Source organism: Flavobacterium piscisymbiosum (assembly GCF_020905295.1).
GTDB classification, from domain to species: Bacteria; Bacteroidota; Bacteroidia; order Flavobacteriales; family Flavobacteriaceae; genus Flavobacterium; species Flavobacterium piscisymbiosum.
This window is the reverse complement of record NZ_JAJJMM010000001.1, coordinates 4,307,293-4,326,881: the sequence shown is the minus strand read 5'-3', so window position 1 is coordinate 4,326,881 and position 19,589 is coordinate 4,307,293. Positions and strand designations below refer to the sequence as shown.

General features: G+C 35.8%; 17 protein-coding genes. 7 read left to right on the top strand and 10 right to left on the bottom strand.

The features are described from left to right. The first annotated feature begins 59 nt into the window (after positions 1-59). Together LNP81_RS18610 and mrdA are read left to right on the top strand one after the other, a co-directional pair. The gene (locus LNP81_RS18610; protein WP_230038403.1) at positions 60-1,352 is read left to right on the top strand and encodes a hypothetical protein; all 1,293 of its coding nucleotides are present in this window, start codon (positions 60-62) and stop codon (positions 1,350-1,352) included. A 386-nt stretch (positions 1,353-1,738) separates the two neighbouring features. After that, positions 1,739-3,610, top strand: coding sequence for a penicillin-binding protein 2 (mrdA, locus tag LNP81_RS18605; RefSeq protein ID WP_230038400.1), 1,872 nt, complete (start codon positions 1,739-1,741; stop codon positions 3,608-3,610). A 23-nt stretch (positions 3,611-3,633) separates the two neighbouring features. Here the strand turns inward: mrdA and LNP81_RS18600 are convergent, their stop codons facing one another. Further along, complete coding sequence (locus LNP81_RS18600; RefSeq protein WP_230038398.1) at positions 3,634-5,376, bottom strand: APC family permease; 1,743 nt, start codon at positions 5,374-5,376, stop codon at positions 3,634-3,636. A gap of 469 nt (positions 5,377-5,845) precedes the next feature. Here LNP81_RS18600 and LNP81_RS18595 point away from each other — a divergent pair, with 469 nt between their 5' ends. After that, positions 5,846-6,904, top strand: a complete 1,059-nt coding sequence (locus LNP81_RS18595; protein WP_230038396.1) for a mechanosensitive ion channel family protein — start codon at positions 5,846-5,848, stop codon at positions 6,902-6,904. A 168-nt stretch (positions 6,905-7,072) separates the two neighbouring features. After that, positions 7,073-9,064, top strand: a complete 1,992-nt coding sequence (locus LNP81_RS18590) for a BCCT family transporter (protein ID WP_230038393.1) — start codon at positions 7,073-7,075, stop codon at positions 9,062-9,064. Between the two features lie 259 nt (positions 9,065-9,323). Here the strand turns inward: LNP81_RS18590 and LNP81_RS18585 are convergent, their stop codons facing one another. Both LNP81_RS18585 and rpiA read right to left on the bottom strand, forming a co-directional pair. Continuing rightward, positions 9,324-9,584: a hypothetical protein gene (locus LNP81_RS18585; protein WP_395433135.1), complete on the bottom strand. Its 261-nt coding sequence runs from the start codon at positions 9,582-9,584 to the stop codon at positions 9,324-9,326. A gap of 67 nt (positions 9,585-9,651) precedes the next feature. Next, complete coding sequence (gene rpiA, locus LNP81_RS18580) at positions 9,652-10,323, bottom strand: ribose-5-phosphate isomerase RpiA (protein WP_230038391.1); 672 nt, start codon at positions 10,321-10,323, stop codon at positions 9,652-9,654. Between the two features lie 293 nt (positions 10,324-10,616). Here rpiA and LNP81_RS18575 point away from each other — a divergent pair, with 293 nt between their 5' ends. After that, positions 10,617-10,859 (top strand): Dps family protein, encoded by a 243-nt coding sequence (locus tag LNP81_RS18575; RefSeq protein ID WP_230038389.1) that lies wholly within the window; start codon positions 10,617-10,619, stop codon positions 10,857-10,859. Between the two features lie 1,987 nt (positions 10,860-12,846). On the opposite strand, the gene LNP81_RS18570 is transcribed toward LNP81_RS18575, so the two are convergent. From LNP81_RS18570 to LNP81_RS18540, 7 genes are all read right to left on the bottom strand, one after another. Then, positions 12,847-13,368, bottom strand: a complete 522-nt coding sequence (locus LNP81_RS18570) for a hypothetical protein (RefSeq protein WP_147424204.1) — start codon at positions 13,366-13,368, stop codon at positions 12,847-12,849. Positions 13,369-13,385: 17 nt separating this feature from the next. Next, complete coding sequence (locus tag LNP81_RS18565) at positions 13,386-13,709, bottom strand: hypothetical protein (protein ID WP_230038387.1); 324 nt, start codon at positions 13,707-13,709, stop codon at positions 13,386-13,388. A gap of 173 nt (positions 13,710-13,882) precedes the next feature. Beyond that, positions 13,883-14,305 (bottom strand): hypothetical protein, encoded by a 423-nt coding sequence (locus LNP81_RS18560; protein ID WP_121321563.1) that lies wholly within the window; start codon positions 14,303-14,305, stop codon positions 13,883-13,885. Positions 14,306-14,383: 78 nt separating this feature from the next. Then, a complete protein-coding gene (locus tag LNP81_RS18555) occupies positions 14,384-14,812 on the bottom strand; it encodes a hypothetical protein (RefSeq protein WP_121321565.1) in 429 nt (142 codons plus the stop codon). Positions 14,813-14,829: 17 nt separating this feature from the next. Then, the gene (locus LNP81_RS18550; protein WP_147424205.1) at positions 14,830-15,870 is read right to left on the bottom strand and encodes a hypothetical protein; all 1,041 of its coding nucleotides are present in this window, start codon (positions 15,868-15,870) and stop codon (positions 14,830-14,832) included. A gap of 5 nt (positions 15,871-15,875) precedes the next feature. Further along, positions 15,876-16,571 (bottom strand): T9SS type A sorting domain-containing protein, encoded by a 696-nt coding sequence (locus LNP81_RS27480; RefSeq protein ID WP_121321569.1) that lies wholly within the window; start codon positions 16,569-16,571, stop codon positions 15,876-15,878. After that, a complete protein-coding gene (locus LNP81_RS18540; RefSeq protein ID WP_121321571.1) occupies positions 16,538-16,831 on the bottom strand; it encodes an IS110 family transposase in 294 nt (97 codons plus the stop codon). The genes LNP81_RS27480 and LNP81_RS18540 overlap by 34 nt, the downstream gene beginning before the upstream one ends. A gap of 200 nt (positions 16,832-17,031) precedes the next feature. Here LNP81_RS18540 and LNP81_RS18535 point away from each other — a divergent pair, with 200 nt between their 5' ends. Both LNP81_RS18535 and ilvD read left to right on the top strand, forming a co-directional pair. Further along, entirely contained in the window at positions 17,032-17,601 is a 570-nt protein-coding gene (locus tag LNP81_RS18535; RefSeq protein ID WP_121321573.1) for a Crp/Fnr family transcriptional regulator, read from the top strand. A gap of 50 nt (positions 17,602-17,651) precedes the next feature. Continuing rightward, on the top strand, positions 17,652-19,346 hold the full coding sequence (ilvD, locus tag LNP81_RS18530) for a dihydroxy-acid dehydratase (RefSeq protein ID WP_121321575.1): 1,695 nt from the start codon (positions 17,652-17,654) through the stop codon (positions 19,344-19,346). The last annotated feature ends 243 nt before the right edge of the window (positions 19,347-19,589 follow it).

The window sequence follows — 19,589 nt, the reverse complement described above, 5'->3', positions numbered from 1 at the left end:
AATTTTTACAATACGCAAGATAAATCCAAAGCATTAAAACAAATAAAACAAGCCTTATCATGAAAAAAATTACTCAAATCATCTGTGTTCTTTTGACAGTTACAAGTATGAGTGCACAACAGGAGAAAGGAATCATTGGCTACTCGAACTGGCTTTCCAACTGGTCGGAATTTAAGCCTCATAAAGCAGACTACGGAGAGGCCAACCAAATTTTGGCAGGAAACATTTCTGTCAATACCAAACTGCTCAAAAGGAATGTTTATGTGCTACAGGGAAACGTGTATGTCACTAATAATGCGGTGCTAACAATCGAACCCGGGACTTTAATTATCGGTGATTTCCAGACAAAAGGAACCCTGGTTGTTACAAAAGGCGCGCAGCTTGTTGCAGACGGTCTGGAAACCGACCCTATTGTGTTTACTTCCAACCGCAGCATGAAAAAAGCAGGAGACTGGGGAGGGATTGTACTTCTTGGAGATGCCCCTATCAATAAATTTGGAAATATTGGTTCGTATAACTTAGATCTTGATCCCGCACTAACAACATATGGGGGGGATAATACTTTATCGAATTCCGGAATTTTAAGATATGTGAGAATCGAATTTGCCGGCAAAAATATTAAGGGTGCCGATACATTCAACGGTTTGACAATCGCAGGTGTCGGGAGCCAGACCATTCTGGAGAATATAATGGTCAGTTATTGCGGCGGTAACTCATTTGCCTTCTATGGCGGTGACGTAAATGCTACTAAATTTGTATCCTATAAGTCAATTAACGACGACTATAAATTCACTCAGGGTGTCCAATGCCGATTGTATAATTCGCTGGCTGTAAGATCTTCTTATCTGTCAAGCAACAGGGACGGCTCACGCTGTCTGGAGGTAAAATCATACGAAAATAAAAATGAAACGGATTTTACCAAAAAACAGACTTTTGTTTCGGCAGCCAATATAACAATGCTCAATGACAGTGAAAATATCAATGCCGATATTCAGTCAGGTCTTGTCAAAGAAGCCCTGTATGTTGCTGAGAATGCAACTCTTGAAATGAAGCGCAGTGTAATTTCCGGATTTAATCCCGCTGTTTTACTGGACAGTAAAACAGACATTAATGCCGATAATCTCAAAAGGATTAAATTGGAGGAAATGTTTTTTAATCTCTGTACGGCAAATATCCTCACAGAGGGCAACAGGAACAAGGAAGAATTAGAACACTGGTATGGCAACAGTTTGTTTTTTAATGTTTATTCCAAAACGGACAATAAAGAAACATTTGTTGACATATTTGACCCAAAAAGACCGGATTTCAGATTGCAATTAGGAAAAATTACCGCCTCAAGCGGCAATAGATAATTTCAATTGCCATATCTAATCCACATGCCGCATATTGACAACAATATTGGAGTTTAAACTAGAGGTATTTTAATAAAAATATCTTTAAGTTAATCCGGTTATGCGGTATGGCAATAAAATGATACAGGAGGTTTTAGCCTGTAGGATATAAAATAAAACATTTATATTCTATAGGCTAAAATTAATTCAAATCTTGTTGTGTTGTTTTTTTATCTGCCACTCGATTATTCTGCTTATCAGCAACATTTTTTTGGCATTGATCCACTTCGACAGCATGCAGGTGCCAAGTTATGTGTACTGCTGCAGGGAATATGCGTGCTGTTTTCCCAAATGACACTGCCAAAACTTATTAAGTACCTACATTAACCTTACCATAACTGTTCACCTTGAGAAAATTATTATTTCCAATTATAATTATAACATCTGCCTCTATCTTAATTATAAGAATATTTTATTTACAAATTTTGAATCATTCCTATAAATTAAAGGCTGAAAACAATTCCATAAAAATTCAATATGTAATACCCGAAAGAGGCAATATATTCGACAGATATGGCAAAATATTAGTAACAAACCAGCTTTCATATGATATTATGGTCATCCCTGGGGAAATCAAAAACATCGATACTTTAGAGCTTTGTAAATTGCTAAAAATTAATAAAGGGGAATTCTCAAAACAAATAGCCAAAGCAAGGTCATACAGCACCCGGCTGCCTTCTTTATTTCTAGCCCAATTGGATCGCAGTAAATTTTCAGCATTTCAGGAAAAAATAAGAAATTTTCCCGGATTTTATTTTCAAAAAAGAATGCTCAGGAAGTACACAGTAAATTATGGGGCAAATATATTTGGCTATACCACGCAGGTAAACCAAGAATTGCTAAAAGAAAATTCATATTATAAAAGTGGTGACTTAATCGGGAAACAAGGCGTTGAAGAAAGTTATGAGGATCTTCTCCGGGGTATAAAAGGAATAAAATATTTTCAAAAAGACAAATTCAACAGGAAGATTGGATCTTATCAAAATGGCAATTATGATACGCTGGCCGTTAAGGGTACTGATATGAACCTGTCAATTGACGCGGAACTGCAATCCTACGGAGAGCAGCTCATGGTACATAAAAGAGGCGCAATTGTAGCTATTGAACCACAGACCGGCGAGATACTGGCTTTAATAACTGCTCCCTCGTACGATCCGGGTTTATTAACAGGGAGCTCGCGGTCAAAAAACTACACGAAATTGTACTATGATTCGATCTCAAAACCACTGTATAACCGGGCGCTCCTGGCAGAGTACCCGCCCGGCTCGCCCTTTAAGATACTAACGGGTTTAATTGGCCTGCAGGAAGGTGTTATAAATGAAAACACATCTTTTATATGCCGTCATGGATTTAGTTATGGCCGCGGTAGTTTTATGAAATGCCACGGGGAGGGACCCCATCAATTACGTAATGGGATTTACAATTCCTGCAATACCTACTTTGGAAATACTTATATGCTGAGTATCAACAGATATTCAACGCCGTCTAAGGGTGTTGACTCCTGGGCTAATTACCTGAAAAGTTTTGGTCTGGGCAACTATATGGGCTATGACCTGCCAACAGGAAGAAAAGGCAAAATTCCAACATCACAGACTTATAACAAAATTTATCCAAACAGGAAATGGAAGAGCACCACTATCATTTCCAATTCTATTGGACAGGGAGAGGTTTTAATGACTCCTATCCAGCTCACAAGCATGATGGCGGCAGTAGCGAACCGTGGCTATTATTATACACCTCATATCGTAAGGAAAATTGCCGGACAAAAGATTCCTTCAAGGTTTACCACAAAGCATATAACGGCTATAGAGAAAAAGTATTTCAATGCAGTTATTGATGGATTATCTGATGTATACAATTTTGGGACAGCACGCGGTTTGAATGTTCCGGGAATAGAGATTTGCGGAAAAACAGGCACGGCAGAAAATTTTGCCAGAGTAAATGGAAAACGGGTTCAATTGACCGACCATTCCATATTTGCTGCATTTGCCCCAAAGAATAATCCCAAAATTGCCATTGCAGTATTAATTGAAAACGGCGGTGCCGGCAGAACCATTGCAGGTCCGATAGCCAGCCTTATGATCGAAAAATATCTTAAAAGAAAAATAAGCCTTACTGATTTGGAGATTAAAGTTCTCAATACCAGCTTAGAGAGTCAATACAATCCTTCACTGGAGTTAAAAAATAAAATTCACCCAAAAAATAAAGTATCCTTATAATCATACTGTATAATATAATAGTATTACATAATCAGCCTAACCCCTCCCAATTCAGAAACACGATACGAAAATTTATCTCCCGGCGAGGCAATGAACATGAAATTTTTGGGAATCTTCCACTGCTCTGATAATTCATCTATAAGATCAGGCCCGAATACGCCATCAATCTCTACAAACTCAATATGGATTTCAGGGTAAGCCCTGTCAAGCACTTCAAGATCTTTCTTGAGGGCATTGTTGCATTCCCCCAATAGCCTGACATTGACAATTTTCAGCTTTCTGGTGGTCTCGTTGTTCTGTACATACTGCATTACTTTGTTAAGTATCGCCACATCGTCACTTTTTGTAAAAAAGACAAACTCCTGGGAATGAATTTTATTCTGTACTTTTCTCAAATAGCGATTGCTTATAATGGCAAATTTGCGGACAGGCTTATAGAAATATTCCAGAATATCCACCATAGTCTGTATCAAAAGCGATCTGTTGAGCATAATGAGTACAAACAAAACCGCGGGTATAAGATAATTTATAAAGGTTTGAAAAGCCTCCTTATTTAGAATAATATTACCTGCAAATCCAATTAGTATAAATGCTATTGCCACCACTACTGCTATTCCCCTTGCCTTTTCAGGTCTGGGAAGTTTTCTGCGTTTTATTTTCAGCAGCAGATTTCCAATACCAAAAAGCGCCATAACGGCCAGAAAAGAAAAAGTATAAACACCGGCTAATGCTTCCAGTCTTCCTTTTGTAACGAGCATAACCGATACGCATAGTATCAGAAAGGTAACAATGATCCTGTAATTGGAGCCTCTTTTGTTTTCTTTAAGAAAATAATTGGGCAGTATCCTGTCCAGGGTCATTCTTTTGAGAAGTCCTGAGACACCGACAAAAGAAGTAAGCACTGCACCGCACAAAACAAGAACGGCATCTATGGAGATCATCCATGCCAGCCAGTCCCCTCCAGTGGTATGCCCCAGATAAGATAAAAGCGATTCTTTGTGCTCTCCAAGCTGGGCAATGGGTATTATGGCAATTAACAGCAGGGCGATTACTGGATTAAAAAAGCTTACAATAGCCCACATATTGCGAAGGGTCTTTGGAAAAACCCCTGCCTTTTGTTCTTCTACAAAGTTAGCAGAACTTTCAAAGCCGGAAATACCCAGCATTGCTGCAGAGAAACCCAGAAACAGCGTATATATTATCCCATTGGAATTCATAGGCAGTTCCCAGTTAAGGTGAAAGGTTTCCAATCCATTTGAAAATATAAAAAAACCTGAAAATACTACCAGAAGCACCAGGGTAACCAGATGAATTATAAAGATACAGACAGCGACAATGGCCGACTCCCCTATTCCAATAATTGCCAGTAAGGTAAATAAAACCAAAACTACTGCCGCTGCCATAAGGATATTGATTCCCTCAAATATAGTATGCAGATAATGCATAGCCTCAGTGGCTGATATTACTGCCGTGGTCATATAGGACAGTACGGTAAGAATCGCTGCAAATGAAGCTATCCTTTTTGTTGATGTATTGAGCAGCACATTATATGCTCCTCCATTAAGAGGCAGCGCCCCGACAACTTCACCATAAATTTTGCGAAAAAGCAGCAGCACAAATGCCACTATCAAAAGTGAGATCCAGGCATACTGCCCGGCATATCCAATGGTAAGAGCAGAAACATAAAGGCAGGAAGAAGTAATATCGTTACCGCAGATAGCAGTTGCCTGAAGTTCATTTAGTTTGTGCGTAATGTTCTTTTTCATAGAAATAATGGTAATTATAAAGAGGAAATAACCCGAGGTTTTTTTATAAAGCGTATTCCCCTATAAACAAAGTTAAGTCTAAATTAATACTTTACCCAACAAAAGTGCTAAAAGTCCAACAGGGCAATTATCCAGATAGTCTGTCATCTTATAAAAAAGAAAAAATAGAACTATTGGTTATTTTTCTTGGAATCGGTTTTTTATATGGTTAACTTTGAAAATACTAATTATCAGTACACCTATTGTAAAATTATAGCTGTGTAAATAATTCGTTACTGCTTGTGTCAATTAACTGTTGATCTACTATTTTGATAGTATTCTTTAGCTTTCACTGTCTTTAGACAGCACTCCCCGGGCTTTTTTCAACTAAAAACTTTGATAAGCAAAATTTGCGTCTATTTTATGCTTTTGTAATCTGCAGGTGTTCCGTTAGTTCAATACTTTTGAATCGAAACATTAAAACTTATCTATGGATATCTTAAACACAACCTTTTTAGGCAACACTTTTTTAACATGGCTTATCGCAGCGTCAATAATAATAGCATCTGTAATTATTGTAAAGGCAGTCAAAGTTGTGGTTATCAGAAGACTCAAAAACTGGGCCTCAAATACAAAGACTACCTGGGATAATTTTATCATCGAGGTAGTGGATAAATCCGTACTTCCTATACTATATATCAGTGCTTTTTATTTTGCATTGCAGACTCTTAAACTCCCTGAAAATATTGACAAAATCATACAGGTAGCCTACATGTTCGCCTTTACCTATTTTATCCTGAAAATCATCAGCGCAGCCTTTAAAAAATTTATCTATTCCTTTATCCAAAGATCCGAAGAAAGCGAAAGCAAGCAAAAACAGGCAGGAGGCCTTATTGCTATTGTAAATATTATTATATGGATTTGCGGCATCATATTTCTAATCGATAATATGGGATACAACGTCACTACTCTGATTGCCGGATTAGGTGTCGGGGGTATTGCCATAGCCCTTGCCGCACAGGCAGTTCTGGGGGACCTTTTCAGTTATTTTGTCATCTTTTTTGATCGTCCCTTTGAAATTGGTGATTTCGTGCAATTAGGACCTGACAATGGGGTTATTGAATATATCGGAATTAAAACCACCCGTATTAGGACCCTTAGCGGAGAACAGCTGATCTGCTCCAATACAGACCTTACCAATTCCAGACTCAGAAACTATAAAAGAATGGAAAAAAGGCGTGTTGTTTTTTCTTTGGGAGTTACCTACCAGACCACTCATTCACAGTTATCGGAAATACCAAAAATTGTAAAAGCAGTTATATCCTCAAAGCCTCAGCTCCAATTTGACAGGGGGCATTTCTCGGGATATGGTGATTTCAGCCTGAATTTTGAATTTGTATATTATGTACTGGATGCTGATTATAATCTTTACATGGATAATCAACAGGAAGTCTATCTTGAAATATTTTCTGCTTTTGAGAAAAAGGAAATTGATTTTGCTTATCCTACCCAAACCATAGTTATGGACAAAGAAATCAAATTGAACTAACAGCATGCTGTCGCTATTCTGATTACAAATTCAATACACTTTATCAAAATTGGCAAACACTGCTTAAATTATAGTCAAAAATTATATTCCTTAACTCAGATTTCTTTAGTTAAATTATAAAGTTATGACCGGCTGGCCTTTAATCAATCTGCAATAAACATTTTTAGCATGGAAAAAAATAAAAAAAGCACCACTTTTGACAAAGGTGTGACAATTCCCGGGTTACTATTTATTTTCGGCATCTGCGCATTTACGGTACTATTTCCTAAACCAACGGAAATACTGCTCGAAAATATTAAAAATTTCATATTTGTAAACCTGAATTGGGTTTATGTCTGGTCAGTTACCCTATTTGTGATATTTCTGGTATATCTTATGTTCAGCAAATATGGCAATATAAAATTAGGAAATAACGACAGTGAGCCTGAACATTCTTTCTTTTCCTGGATATCCATGCTTTTCGCGGCGGGAATGGGAATCGGACTGATGTATTTTGCAGTCGCAGAACCGATGTCTCACTACGCTGATGAGGCTTTTTCCACAGATCATTATATCAATCAGGCGAAAAATGCACAATTATACACTTTTTTTCACTGGGGCATACACGCCTGGGCTGTTTATGGTTTGGTAGGGCTCTCACTTGCTTATTTCTCTTACAGATACCGTTTGCCTCTTTCTCTTCGAAGCTGTCTTTATCCGCTCTTAAAGGAAAAAATCAATAGTGGATGGGGAAATGCTATCGATGTTTTTGCGCTGTGCAGTACTTTTTTTGGAATAACGACAACCTTAGGCTTTGGAGTCGTGCAGATTAACTCAGGACTCAAGGCATTAGGTATACTATCCGACACTAATTTCTCCTCTCAGGTGCTTATTGTGGTGGTGCTGGTCTCGCTGGCTATTTTCTCGGCCATTTCAGGAGTTAGCAAAGGCATTAAAATGCTAAGCAATATCAATATATCCGCTGCCATAATATTGATGGTTTTTGTCCTTATTGCAGGTCCAACCGTGTATATAATTGGAAGTTTTACAGACGGCCTTGGAAATTATATCAGCAGCTTTTTTACCATATCTTTCAATACACATGTTTATGATGAAAAGTCCCTGCCCTGGTTTTACAACTGGACCATATTATATTGGGCCTGGTGGATTTCATGGGCACCATTTGTAGGATTGTTTATAGCCCGTATATCAAAGGGACGTACTATAAAATCATTTATAGCGGCAGTACTTCTTTTGCCAACGCTCTTTAATTTGATTTGGATGTCAGTTTTTGGCAGCAGCGCAATCTGGACAGACTTTCATATTGCAGGAGGAGAACTGAGCAGCCTTGTAAATAATTCTGAAGCCTTAATGTTCAGCTTTTTGGAATACCTGCCTTTTCCCCTTATTTCAAAATCACTTGTTATCCTGATTGTAATCATATTTTTTATGACCTCCGCTGATTCAGGAATTTTGGTCATGGACAGTATTGCCACGAAAAATTCCCAGGTCTCGCCTACATGGCAGAAAGTTTTTTGGGGTATAATGCTTGCAGCTCTTGCGCTTTTGCTTTTAGAGGCAGGAGGATTAAAAGCACTTCAGACCATGACACTCATAACGGCCCTGCCTTTCTCGGTAATCATGCTTTTTATGGCAGCCGCCCTCATGAAAGGCCTCATTATAGATTATAAATACTACCAGCGCAGTTTTTCTGTGTCCACTGTACCCTGGTCGGGAAAATTATGGAAAGAGCGCTTAAAACAGATCGTTACTTTCAAAGACAGGCGCTCTGTGGAGGAATTTATAATCATCAAAGTAGAACAGGCCTTTACCGAATTGCAGGATGAATTTGCTTTGAGGGGAATTCACGCAACAATCCACTCGGTATCAGATCCCTTTAGTGTGGAACTCGAAATTTTGCATGATGTAGTGCATAATTTCATATATGGAGTTAAGATCGAGGCAAAAATAGTTTCAGATTATCTGGTCGAAGAACAGAACCTGCCTGAATTCCAAAACAGCAGGACCTACTATCCTAAAACTTATTTTGGCGATACCAGAGCAGGATATGATGTTCAGTATTTTACTAAAAACGAACTCATCAGCGATGTGCTGAAGCACTATGAAAGATTTATTGAAATTACCGCTGAACAAGCAAACGAAATGTTTACAAGCAGATAATTAAATAGTTATTGCTTTTGAGAATTTTAATACATTTTCCATCAATCCCCAACGGGACATCCAAACCAAAATACAAAAGCCACCTAAAGACAGCCTCTACCTCCAGTAAGCCAATCTCTTCAAATCCTCCATAAAATTTATAGAAATTTGTCCCGTCGAGGTCACAAAGCCAAATGGCGCCAATTGAAGACAATTGGTGCCATTTTTTTATAACCTTACTTATTTTTATTAGTCAAAAGAGCCGGGCTCCTCAGCAGCCCTAGCCCCGATAGCAGTGAAATCCTTTTGTGCCGGGGTTCGGCACAAAAGATTGGAACGAATAGCGGGAAGAGCTGCTAAAAATAGCTTCAATGAAAGGTATAAACTTATAAACCCAACGCTGAATCGTGGCATGATCCACAATGGCTCCTCCAATTTTCATTAGTTCCTCAACATCCCGGTAACTAAGTGTAAATCTTAGCTTGAAATATACTGCCTGAAGAATGATGTATTTTGGATAACAATGACCTTTAGTATTCATCTTTTGATCGGTTTAAAATTCTAAAGATAAAAGTTATTCCCAGATGCGACAGAACCATAATTCCGCTTTAATCAAAAATTATGGTTGAATCTCCTTTTCCCATGATAACTTTACTTGTCAGACCGATAAATATTCCATGTCCAACAATTCCATTAATATCATTTAACTTTTTAGATAAAGAAGTAGGATCAGAAATGATGCCAAAATCAGCATCTATAATATTGTTTGCCTGATCTGTTTTAAATGGTCTATCTCCTTCCATCCTAATTTTTCCAATACCATTTAATATTTTAATTTGACTTAAAATATAATTTGAAGCAAATGGAATTACTTCAATTGGGACTTTGAATTTTCCTATTTGTTTTACTTCTTTTGATGAATCCGCTATTATAATTTCTTGTTTTGTTAATGAGGCTACAATTTTTTCTCTAAGCAATGCACCCCCACCGCCTTTGATTAAAATTAAGTCAGAGGTAAATTTATCTGCTCCATCAATTGTAATATCTATTGAATTTATCAAATTAATATCAATCAAAGGAATATTTAAAGCCTCAGCAAGTTCTTTAGTTTTATTAGAAGTTGGTACCGCTTTTATTTTTAGGCCATTGCTGACAAGTTTTGCAATTTCTCTTATTGCATAAACAGAGCTTGAACCTGTACCTAATCCCACAATCATATTATCAGTTAGTAATTTAACTGCTTCTTTTGCCGCAAACTCTTTTTCTTGTTCTAAATTCATGGTTTATAAAATTTGTGAATCTTCAATTAAAAGTAGTAGTAAATTCTATTACAAATTTATTTTTTTAATAAATTCTGTTCTTATCCAATACACTAATATTAATTTATGTTTCCAATTTGTCATTAAAAAATACTGGAGTTTTTTAACCTAAAAACTACTTAAAAGGACACCTTCTTCATTTCAACGATTGATTTTGCCTATTTACCTAAAATCATACCTTTCAAGGAAGTTTTCTAAAGACCTTTACATAATAAAACAAAGCATTACTGCTTATAACTTAAAAACTTGAAATTATGAAAGCAACCATTGGCCTTACAGAAAAAAACACAAACGCTGTTTCTAATGAATTAGCAAAACTGTTAGCAGATGAATTTGTACTTTACACCAAAACCAGAAATGCACACTGGAATGTTACAGGCGATAATTTTCATGCGAATCACATCTTCTTTGAAAATCAGTACAAACAACTAGATGAAATCATTGACAGCGTTGCTGAACGTATGCGCAAAATTGGCCACTACGATCCGAAACAGTAATTCATAGAGCCAAATAAAGACAATTCTACCTTAAATTAAAACGTTTTTTTCAAATCCTCCATAATATTTGTAGAATTGTATAATAGTTTACTGCCATAAACCAATTTACTTTTTATAATTTTTGCATCAATCCCCAACAGGACATCTAAACCAAATTTATAAAGCCACTGGAAGACAGATAACTACATATAATAAGCCAATTTCTTTAAATCATCCACAAAATGGTTCTAAAATTGTTCCTTTACGGCTACTAAATAGCACTTTTATTTAGGTGTAAAACTTTAAATTAAGTTTTGTGGCAGAATCGTGGCACATGGTATTTTTGAAAAATCGAAATTCAGTAAAATAAAGCGTTAACGAGTTTAGGTTCGAAACTTTTAGATTACGTTGTTTTTTAGTTTTTTTATCAGGAGGGTTCGAGTCCCGTTCCCGATATTAATAAAAATTAGAAACCTGTGTTTTCAAGGGAATATGGTCCTAGTCCCATTAAGGTGATCATCTCAAACTTAGAGGTCACTACAGCAAATGGCGCCAATTTAAGACAATTGGCACCTTTTTTTACATTCTTATAATGAATGAGCTAACTTGTTTTTGTTTTCGTTTATATTTTTCATAGCTAAAGCGAATCAGGTGATATCATGAAATATTTACGAATTACAACTCCAAAAATTAGTTTTTGAAGTACTAAGCGATACAAAATATTATGAGGTGCAATTAAGATACAAATTGAAAGTTACATTATATATAATTGAACTAATATCCTTTCAAATTCTTCGATTGACTCATAGCGTAAAAATGAATACCTTCTTTTATTATATCATTTGTTTATCTAAAACAAAGTTATAGTCAAAAAAATAAAAATTAATACAACCAAAAGGTGGTTAAAATCTATTGATGTAACACAGTTGGTTCTAACATGAATTATGGATTTGATGCCGTTATGCGGTGCGCTGGAGCGTCCTTTAAACCCTAGAACTATACCCAAACAACTCTTACATTAACCTTCTAATATATACTATAAAAAAAAGAATAAACCACGACTTTTTAGAAGCGTAGTTTATTCTTTTATTAAATTCTTAAGAGCAAATCCAGCCAGCCTTGGCTGTGATTCCTACTTAAACACACATGGGTGTACTAACTCTTGGGTAAAAATATTTTAGCGATATCATATGTCAAAATTAAAAACCCTAAAAATACAAGCCAGTTTGTAAAAATATGTTCTAAAAAGTTCTTTCTTGTCAACACTACATATCTAATCTCCAAAATTATAAATAATAAAATCGCAAATAAATGCAGGTATAAGAACAACAGCACAAGAATGAAATGCTGGTATATATTTCCAAAAAATATTAGTAAAGCATACATAATTACATTGAGGATTCTTATATTTTTTATAAATCTAAGCCACCTAAAGTTATTTATTTCTTCCATTTATATTTATAATGTTAAAGCTTGGTACCCACTAGCAATCAAAACAGTATTGATATGATTTAGTAATACACTATCAAAAGAATTTCACTTCCAAAAAATTAATTCCGCAGTATTAAATAATCTAAAATGAATCTGAGGTACAAATTAGATACAATTAATAAATAATTTAAACCCTAAAGGCCTCAGTGCAGTCCCGACACCTTGTGTAATAGCAGAACCTTCTCCAAGTGAGACAATATCTAAAGCGAGTAAACCAGCTCCCAAAGCTATATAACATTTATCTCCATTTTGCACACCTTGATGAATTTTCCGCAAAGACTTATTATACCAAAGCCACTGGATATAATGTAATCATTAGTGGTATTACAAAAACAACAAACTGCAACTTTTCTTAGAGTTGCAGTTTGTTTAGTAAAAAAGATCAAATTTATAGGTACTTTACCCCCCGAACATAATGAATAGACTTCAAACAGGACACCTGCATTTTAGACAACACTTCAGGCTGCTAGGTTAAATCTTGTTCAACCATGCTAAATCCTAGAGTAACCATAAGTATTTATTTTTTTTTATACTTTTCAAGATTGTAATCAGTTTTTACAATATTTTCGACTATTTGTTCTCTAAAATAAGCCTCATTTTTAGGATTCCACTCGCCACGTTTTCCCATTTCTCCGTTTAATTTTTTAAGATCTTCCGCTTTTAAAGGGGGATTCCATCGTACAACAAGATTAACAGGGATTTCCCCTCTAGTCAATTTATTTTTTATTTCAAAGCCATCATAAATTAAAAAAATAGTACTACTTACAGATGCAATATTATTATCATCCTCAGAAAACAGAAAATTATTTATAGGTATATTAAGGTCGTTAAGCAAAACCTCAAATTTTTTCCCAATATAATATTCTTTGTTGTCTAGAATTTTGGTTTGCACGTATGCCAAAGTATCCCCTTTAAAATCATTTAAAGTAAGTTTTGTTGGGTTTTTATAATACTTTTTTTCTTCTTTTGCAGTAGCTTCTTTTTTACATGCACAAGCACCTAAGATTATTATGCAGAAAATTATTGTTACTTTTTTCATCTTTTTTTTAATTAATTTTATAGACAATCTACGCTTTCATAAATAGTAAAACCCATTGCATCTTTTTTCTCAGTGCCGTCCGGATTTTTGGATGGTTTTACATCAATTTTTTTAAATTCATTCGATCCTGATGCGGCTTTTAATAAATCAATTCCGTCATCCTTTACTACATATGCATATGCTCTTTCACGAGCTTCTTCAATACTCATATGATTGTTTGTAGTGAATGGATTAATCATCTGGTTATAGTCAATACTTAAAGGAGTTCCATCTTTAAAACCTTTAGTAGCGGGGTCATAAAAATCTCCATTAAGTTCCTTGAAATTTTCTAATTTACTCACATCAGAAATATGCAGATCATATTTTGTTCCATCTGCTGCAATAACATATGAATCCGAAAAATTCGGTGAAAAACTTTTCGAATCGGCTAAAGACCAAAGATCTTCAGCACTAGGTCTGGGAATTCCACCAGCCGGATGGGTATGTACATCAGAAATGGTATGATTTGAAATTTTTATAAAACCTCCATTTGTACCAGCAGTTTGAATTCCTCCGGAAGTAAAGCCCCATTGGTATCAAATATCCCTGAACTAATTACTCCATTAACCTCAATAATTACAAAGCCTTCTTCATTTTGTCCACTAGTAGTTGAAAAAGGGGAAAAATTATTTGATAGTTGTAAAGCATGATTCGCAAAAAATGTCGTTGCTCCAATTGCTGCCTGAAGTGTAGAGAATGTACAAGGGTCGTCATCATTATTTGGCGGATCTGAATTCCAATAGTTGCAGCTCATATGATCATAAGCGTAGCTGTATGGGTCACAAGGATCTCCTGTGTCACCTCCACATTGATAGGGATTATACGCACTGCTTAATGGATCGCAAGAATCTCCTGTGTCAGAACCATCAGAACCTGTTAGCCATTTTGTACAAAACAAAACTACAACTTTTTTAGGGTTGTAGCTTGTTTCTGTTTTTTAGTACAATCTTAATTAATAATCATGTTAATCTAATACCTATTGAATATTATTTTTTTCAATTATTTTTATTCTAACTACAATAAGATTCCCATATTTTTTGGCATCTTCTTTTGTCCAGACGCTTTCAATTCCTTTAGGTCTTTTTTCCCATTGCCAGTCAATACGTTCCTTTACATACACATATAAAGATACTCTATCATCTAAACTTCCTTGATTTAGTTTTTGTTGTTCTAAAGTGGTAAATCTAAAACTAAAAAAGAATTGATCCTCATTTTGTCCTATACCAGTTTTTATTTGAGGACCTATTTCTTTAAGTAAATATTTAAGTGGTTTATTTACAAATTTTGATTCATTAACTTTTAGTTCTTTCATCTCTCTTGTCGTTTGTACCATTGGCACTCCCTTACAACTATATAGAACTGTTGCTATTAAAAATAGTATTAAAAATCTAATTATTTTTTTCATTTTTAATTATTTATTAGTCATGGACAATTAATTAGTTGATAATTTGTAATGCCATTTATTGTGGTTTGCTTAATTGCTATTTTTACATATGAACCATCAACTGAGTCTTTTTTTAAGATAGATATTCCCGATTTATACTTGTCTAAAGTTGCAACAATCGCATTTATTTTTCCTTCTGTACTTGACCCCATTATAGGTACAAGATCCTGCAAGTGGTCAAAGATTACTATGGGAAATTCCGGAGGATTGTTATCTGTTTGGTCTTTAGGATATTTTGTAACAAACTCTTTAGCTAATTCAGGGTTTGTCACAACCATAGCATATGAATCTCCATTTGGCAAATTAATATATGATGTGACAAAGTTAGGGTTATTTGAAACCAATGTCACAGCAGTATAAACATCCCCTGCAGATGGCGGATAATCAACCACATGATTATGTACAGCCGCAAAAGCTCCTGGCCAATTTTGTGTAACAGGCACATTGTAAACACCTCCATCTCTAATAGGAGCTTGAGTTATTTGACCATTTGCATCTTTACCAAAAGTAATTCCATGTTCAAAACCATCTATAGCTGATGCCGCATCAAGAGCATCTGCTGTGGAAGATTGTATGTTATTTGGAATTGAATTACTTTTATTTTCTGCTTCCAATTTGCCATCACAGGGTTCAGGATCAATTTGTATAGGCGGATCTGGATTAGTTGTTTCTCCATAACAAACGGTATAATCATAAGCATAGCTGTATGGGTCACAAGGATCTCCTGTGTCACCTCCACATTGATTAGGATTATACGCACTGCTCAATGGATCGCAAGGATCTCCTGTGTCATTATTGTTCCCGCCATGGCATGTGTTGTAATCATAAGATGAACTCCAAATATCGCAAGGATCTCCTGAGTCAGGACTACCACCGTCATCATCACAACCTGCTCCTACACATATCTCTGGAAGATCAATATCCCAACCATAATCCCCACCAGAGGTTTGTGCATAACTACTTTGCCCTACAAGCATACATAAGAACGCAAGAACTAATATATAATATTTCTTTTTCATAATTCTTATTTTTTAATTAAAATAGCAGTTTTTACTTCTTGTCCGTAATTCAGGCGGAGCACATAGTAACCAGAGGGGGCGTTAAGGCTTATGGTTTTGCTTAGTGTGCCCTGGCTCAGACTGTCCCATTGGGTAGTATAGAGCAATTGTCCCGATAAGGAGTGTACACTTGCAGTTACGTTGGTAGTTTCGGTTAAATCAAAACTCAATTGAAAACTACTTTCAAAAGGGTTGGGATAAACGACAATTTTGGATAGTATTTCACTGGCCGTGGTAACAGGTCTCGATTGTTTTTTCTCTAAAATGATGTACATGGGCTTTTCGTTCTCCCGTTCCTCGATGTTATAGAGCTGGAGGTTGCCTATGATAAACAGTGATTCGTCCGTCTGCAGCAATTGAAGTTGCGCTTCCTTAAATTCATATGTATTGGATCGCCCCTTGTAAAAGTGTTCCGTACGGTCTATTTTGGAGTCTTTAAATACGATCGCATTTTCCTGTATTCGGGCTGCAAAAACTACTGCGTCTCCCCCTGTTTCTTTCCACTCTCCGGCTAATTGTTTTTCTTCCTGATGTAAGTCTATTTCCAGTGGTGTACTGCTAATAATGTTTTGCCCGCTAAAGTCATAACGTAATAAACTACCAGTATAATTACCCGAAATATCCCCTGTTATAGGATGTTTTTGGTGAATTTTCCATTGCACAATATCACTTGAAAACCATCGTTGAGCAAAACAGCATATAATGCTTGCCAATAAGTGCCTGTACTTTCCATTGCTATGGTTAGGATGCCATTTTCTTTAAGCCAATTTGATATTGCTTTGAGGTCTTCATTATAAACACCAAACTCTCTTATGTGTTCTTCCTTTTGACCAATAGCTACAAAATGACCCCTGCTTCCGATGTCTATTCCTGCAGCTTTAGGATTGACAATCTCCATCGAAATTTGATTTTTTTCTTTCATTTTAAAAATTTTTAGAGTTAAATAAAATACTCAAAGAGGAAGTTCTTTCGGATAAAAAAATATTCTAATCGGGGTTACAAAAAATTGTACCATCATTTACTACAATCAAACTTTTTGAAGAAAATTACGATTTTGATCAATGTCAATGTCTATAAAATCAATTTAGCATAATTTTGACGCAATGAAAAAGTAATTAAAAAATGAAAAAGGTACTTGCGCAGCTTATAAAGGACGAAACAACTATAAATGAAGAACAGCTAGATAATGTTCTTTCTTTTTTTAAGCCCTATAATGCATCAAAAAATCAGTTACTGCTTCGGGAAAATCAAACTGCTGATCAAATTTTCTTTATAAATAAAGGATGCCTGCGATTGTATTACAGTAACAATGATCATAGTATATCTACGAGATTCATGGCGTTTGAAAATACTTTTTTAACATCCATTGTAAGCTTCATTTCAAGAGAATCTTCTTTAGAATACATTGAGGCAGTTGAAAATTCAGAACTATTAGTTATTTCCCATCATGATTTTTTCCGTTTAAGAGAAACAATCCCGCAATGGGATAAAATGTACATCTATATTCTTGAATATGGATTAACTGTAATCACATCTAAACTAAATAGCTTACTTACCCAAAATGCATCGGAACGTTATAGAGGTCTTCTTAAAAATAATCCTGAACTGGTTCAGAGATTATCGAATGCAAATCTTGCGGCCTACCTTAATATTTCGCCTGAAACACTCAGTAGAATTAAATCTCAAATATAATATCCTTAAGCAAAAATTAGTATCTGCAGAATACAATTAAAAAAAAACATATGAGAAGCGATGAAGTAAAAAAAGGGGTTCAAAGAACACCTCATAGAGCATTATTAAGAGCAACCGGACTAAAAAATGAGGATTTTGGGAAACCTTTTATTGGTGTAGCCAATTCTTTTATTGAGATTATTCCAGGACATTTTTTTCTAAATAAAGTAGCCGAAATTATCAAAGAAGAAATTAGGGCCAACGGCTGCGTGCCCTTCGAATTTAATACTATTGGAATAGATGATGGAATTGCAATGGGACATGATGGAATGTTATATTCTCTTCCAAGCCGCGAAATTATAGCAAACTCAATTGAAAGTGTGATGAATGCTCATAAACTCGATGCTATGATTGCCATTCCAAACTGCGATAAAATCGTCCCCGGAATGATTATGGGGGCATTGCGGGTTGATGTTCCTACTATTTTTGTTAGTGGTGGACCGATGTCAAAAGGATATACAAAAAATGGCGCGCCAATCGATCTTGCTACCGCATTTGAAGCGGTTGGAAAGCACGAAGCTGGTAAAATTACAGAAGAAGAGTTGTATGATATAGAATGCAATGCATGCCCCAGCGGTGGAAGCTGTTCTGGAATGTTTACAGCCAATTCTATGAACACATTAATGGAAGCTATGGGCATTGCTTTACCCGGCAACGGAACAATACTGGCTCAGACTCCGGAACGTGAAGAATTGTATCGCCAGGCTGCCCGAAGAATCTGTACTATCGCGAAAGATCAAAATGAGATAGAAAAGTTTAAACTAAGGAATATTTTAAACGAAAATGCGGTTAGAAATGCTTTTGCAGTCGACATGGCGATGGGTGGAAGCAGTAATACGGTATTACATATGCTTGCTATTGCAAATGAAGCTGATGTTGATTTCCAATTAAAAGATATTAATACCATTTCGGGAAATGTTTCTCATATTGCTAAAATATCGCCAAGTCTAAGTACGGTTCATATGGAAGATATAAACAGAGCGGGCGGTGTAAATGCGGTTATGAAAGAAATGAACAAAAGAGGCTCAGGAGTTCTGATTGATAATTTGACGATCAGCGGTGAAACTTTATTGGAAAAAATAGCAAATGCTGAAATCAAAGACACTAACATTATTCATACAATAGACAATCCGTATAGCAAAGTTGGCGGACTTGCTATTTTGTATGGCAATCTTGCCGAGCAAGGTGCTGTAATTAAAACTGCCGGCCTTACTGGTACAAGGGTCTTTACAGGAAAAGCAGTTTGTTTTGATGGTCAGACCGAAGCGATTGCGGGAATAATGATGGGAAAAGTAAAAGCTGGAAATGTCGTGGTTATTAGATATGAGGGTCCAAAAGGCGGGCCCGGAATGCAGGAAATGTTGTCTCCAACTAGTTTAATTATGGGGATGGGATTGGGAAGTTCTGTAGCTTTAATAACTGACGGAAGGTTCAGCGGTGCCACCAGAGGCGCTTCAATTGGTCATGTTTCTCCCGAAGCGGCAGAAGGCGGTATGATTGGTCTTCTAAAAGACGGAGATGAAATACATATTGATGTAGATGGATATACCTTATCTGTGAACTTAAGCCATGACGAAATAAATGCCAGAAAAGCAGTATTCCAACCCACTAAAAAAATGTTAACTTCAAAATGGCTTGGACAATATAGAGCATTGGTAACGAATGCAAGTAATGGTGCAGTATTAAAAACTGATTTACTAGGATAAGAATGCATTGTTTTTAAATTTAAAACTTTTTTTGAGTTCAATTATTAGTGAAGTTGCTTAACAGTGAAAAAGAAAGGGTCTGTCGCATCTGTCAGAATCAAATATAAGAATTTAAGTAATTTAAAAGTTAAACGGATAATTTACAGAATGATTTAAACATAGTTCTCCCTGGTCTAAACATCTCAGGCATATGTACAACTTCAATACCGCTCAATGTTCGTCTGGCCGATTTAAAACTTTTAT

Bases quoted from the DNA above. Each gene is read 5' to 3' on its own strand.
- LNP81_RS18610 (WP_230038403.1), top strand. From the start codon at position 60: ATGAAAAAAATTACTCAAATCATCTGTGTTCTTTTGACAGTTACAAGT.
- LNP81_RS18600 (WP_230038398.1), bottom strand. From the start codon at position 5,376: ATGAAAAAGAACATTACGCACAAACTAAATGAACTTCAGGCAACTGCT.
- LNP81_RS18595 (WP_230038396.1), top strand. From the start codon at position 5,846: ATGGATATCTTAAACACAACCTTTTTAGGCAACACTTTTTTAACATGG.
- LNP81_RS18590 (WP_230038393.1), top strand. From the start codon at position 7,073: ATGGAAAAAAATAAAAAAAGCACCACTTTTGACAAAGGTGTGACAATT.
- LNP81_RS18585 (WP_395433135.1), bottom strand. From the start codon at position 9,584: ATGAATACTAAAGGTCATTGTTATCCAAAATACATCATTCTTCAGGCA.
- rpiA (WP_230038391.1), bottom strand. From the start codon at position 10,323: ATGAATTTAGAACAAGAAAAAGAGTTTGCGGCAAAAGAAGCAGTTAAA.
- LNP81_RS18575 (WP_230038389.1), top strand. From the start codon at position 10,617: ATGAAAGCAACCATTGGCCTTACAGAAAAAAACACAAACGCTGTTTCT.
- LNP81_RS18570 (WP_147424204.1), bottom strand. From the start codon at position 13,368: ATGAAAAAAGTAACAATAATTTTCTGCATAATAATCTTAGGTGCTTGT.
- LNP81_RS18555 (WP_121321565.1), bottom strand. From the start codon at position 14,812: ATGAAAAAAATAATTAGATTTTTAATACTATTTTTAATAGCAACAGTT.
- LNP81_RS18550 (WP_147424205.1), bottom strand. From the start codon at position 15,870: ATGAAAAAGAAATATTATATATTAGTTCTTGCGTTCTTATGTATGCTT.
- LNP81_RS18540 (WP_121321571.1), bottom strand. From the start codon at position 16,831: ATGAAAGAAAAAAATCAAATTTCGATGGAGATTGTCAATCCTAAAGCT.
- LNP81_RS18535 (WP_121321573.1), top strand. From the start codon at position 17,032: ATGAAAAAGGTACTTGCGCAGCTTATAAAGGACGAAACAACTATAAAT.
- ilvD (WP_121321575.1), top strand. From the start codon at position 17,652: ATGAGAAGCGATGAAGTAAAAAAAGGGGTTCAAAGAACACCTCATAGA.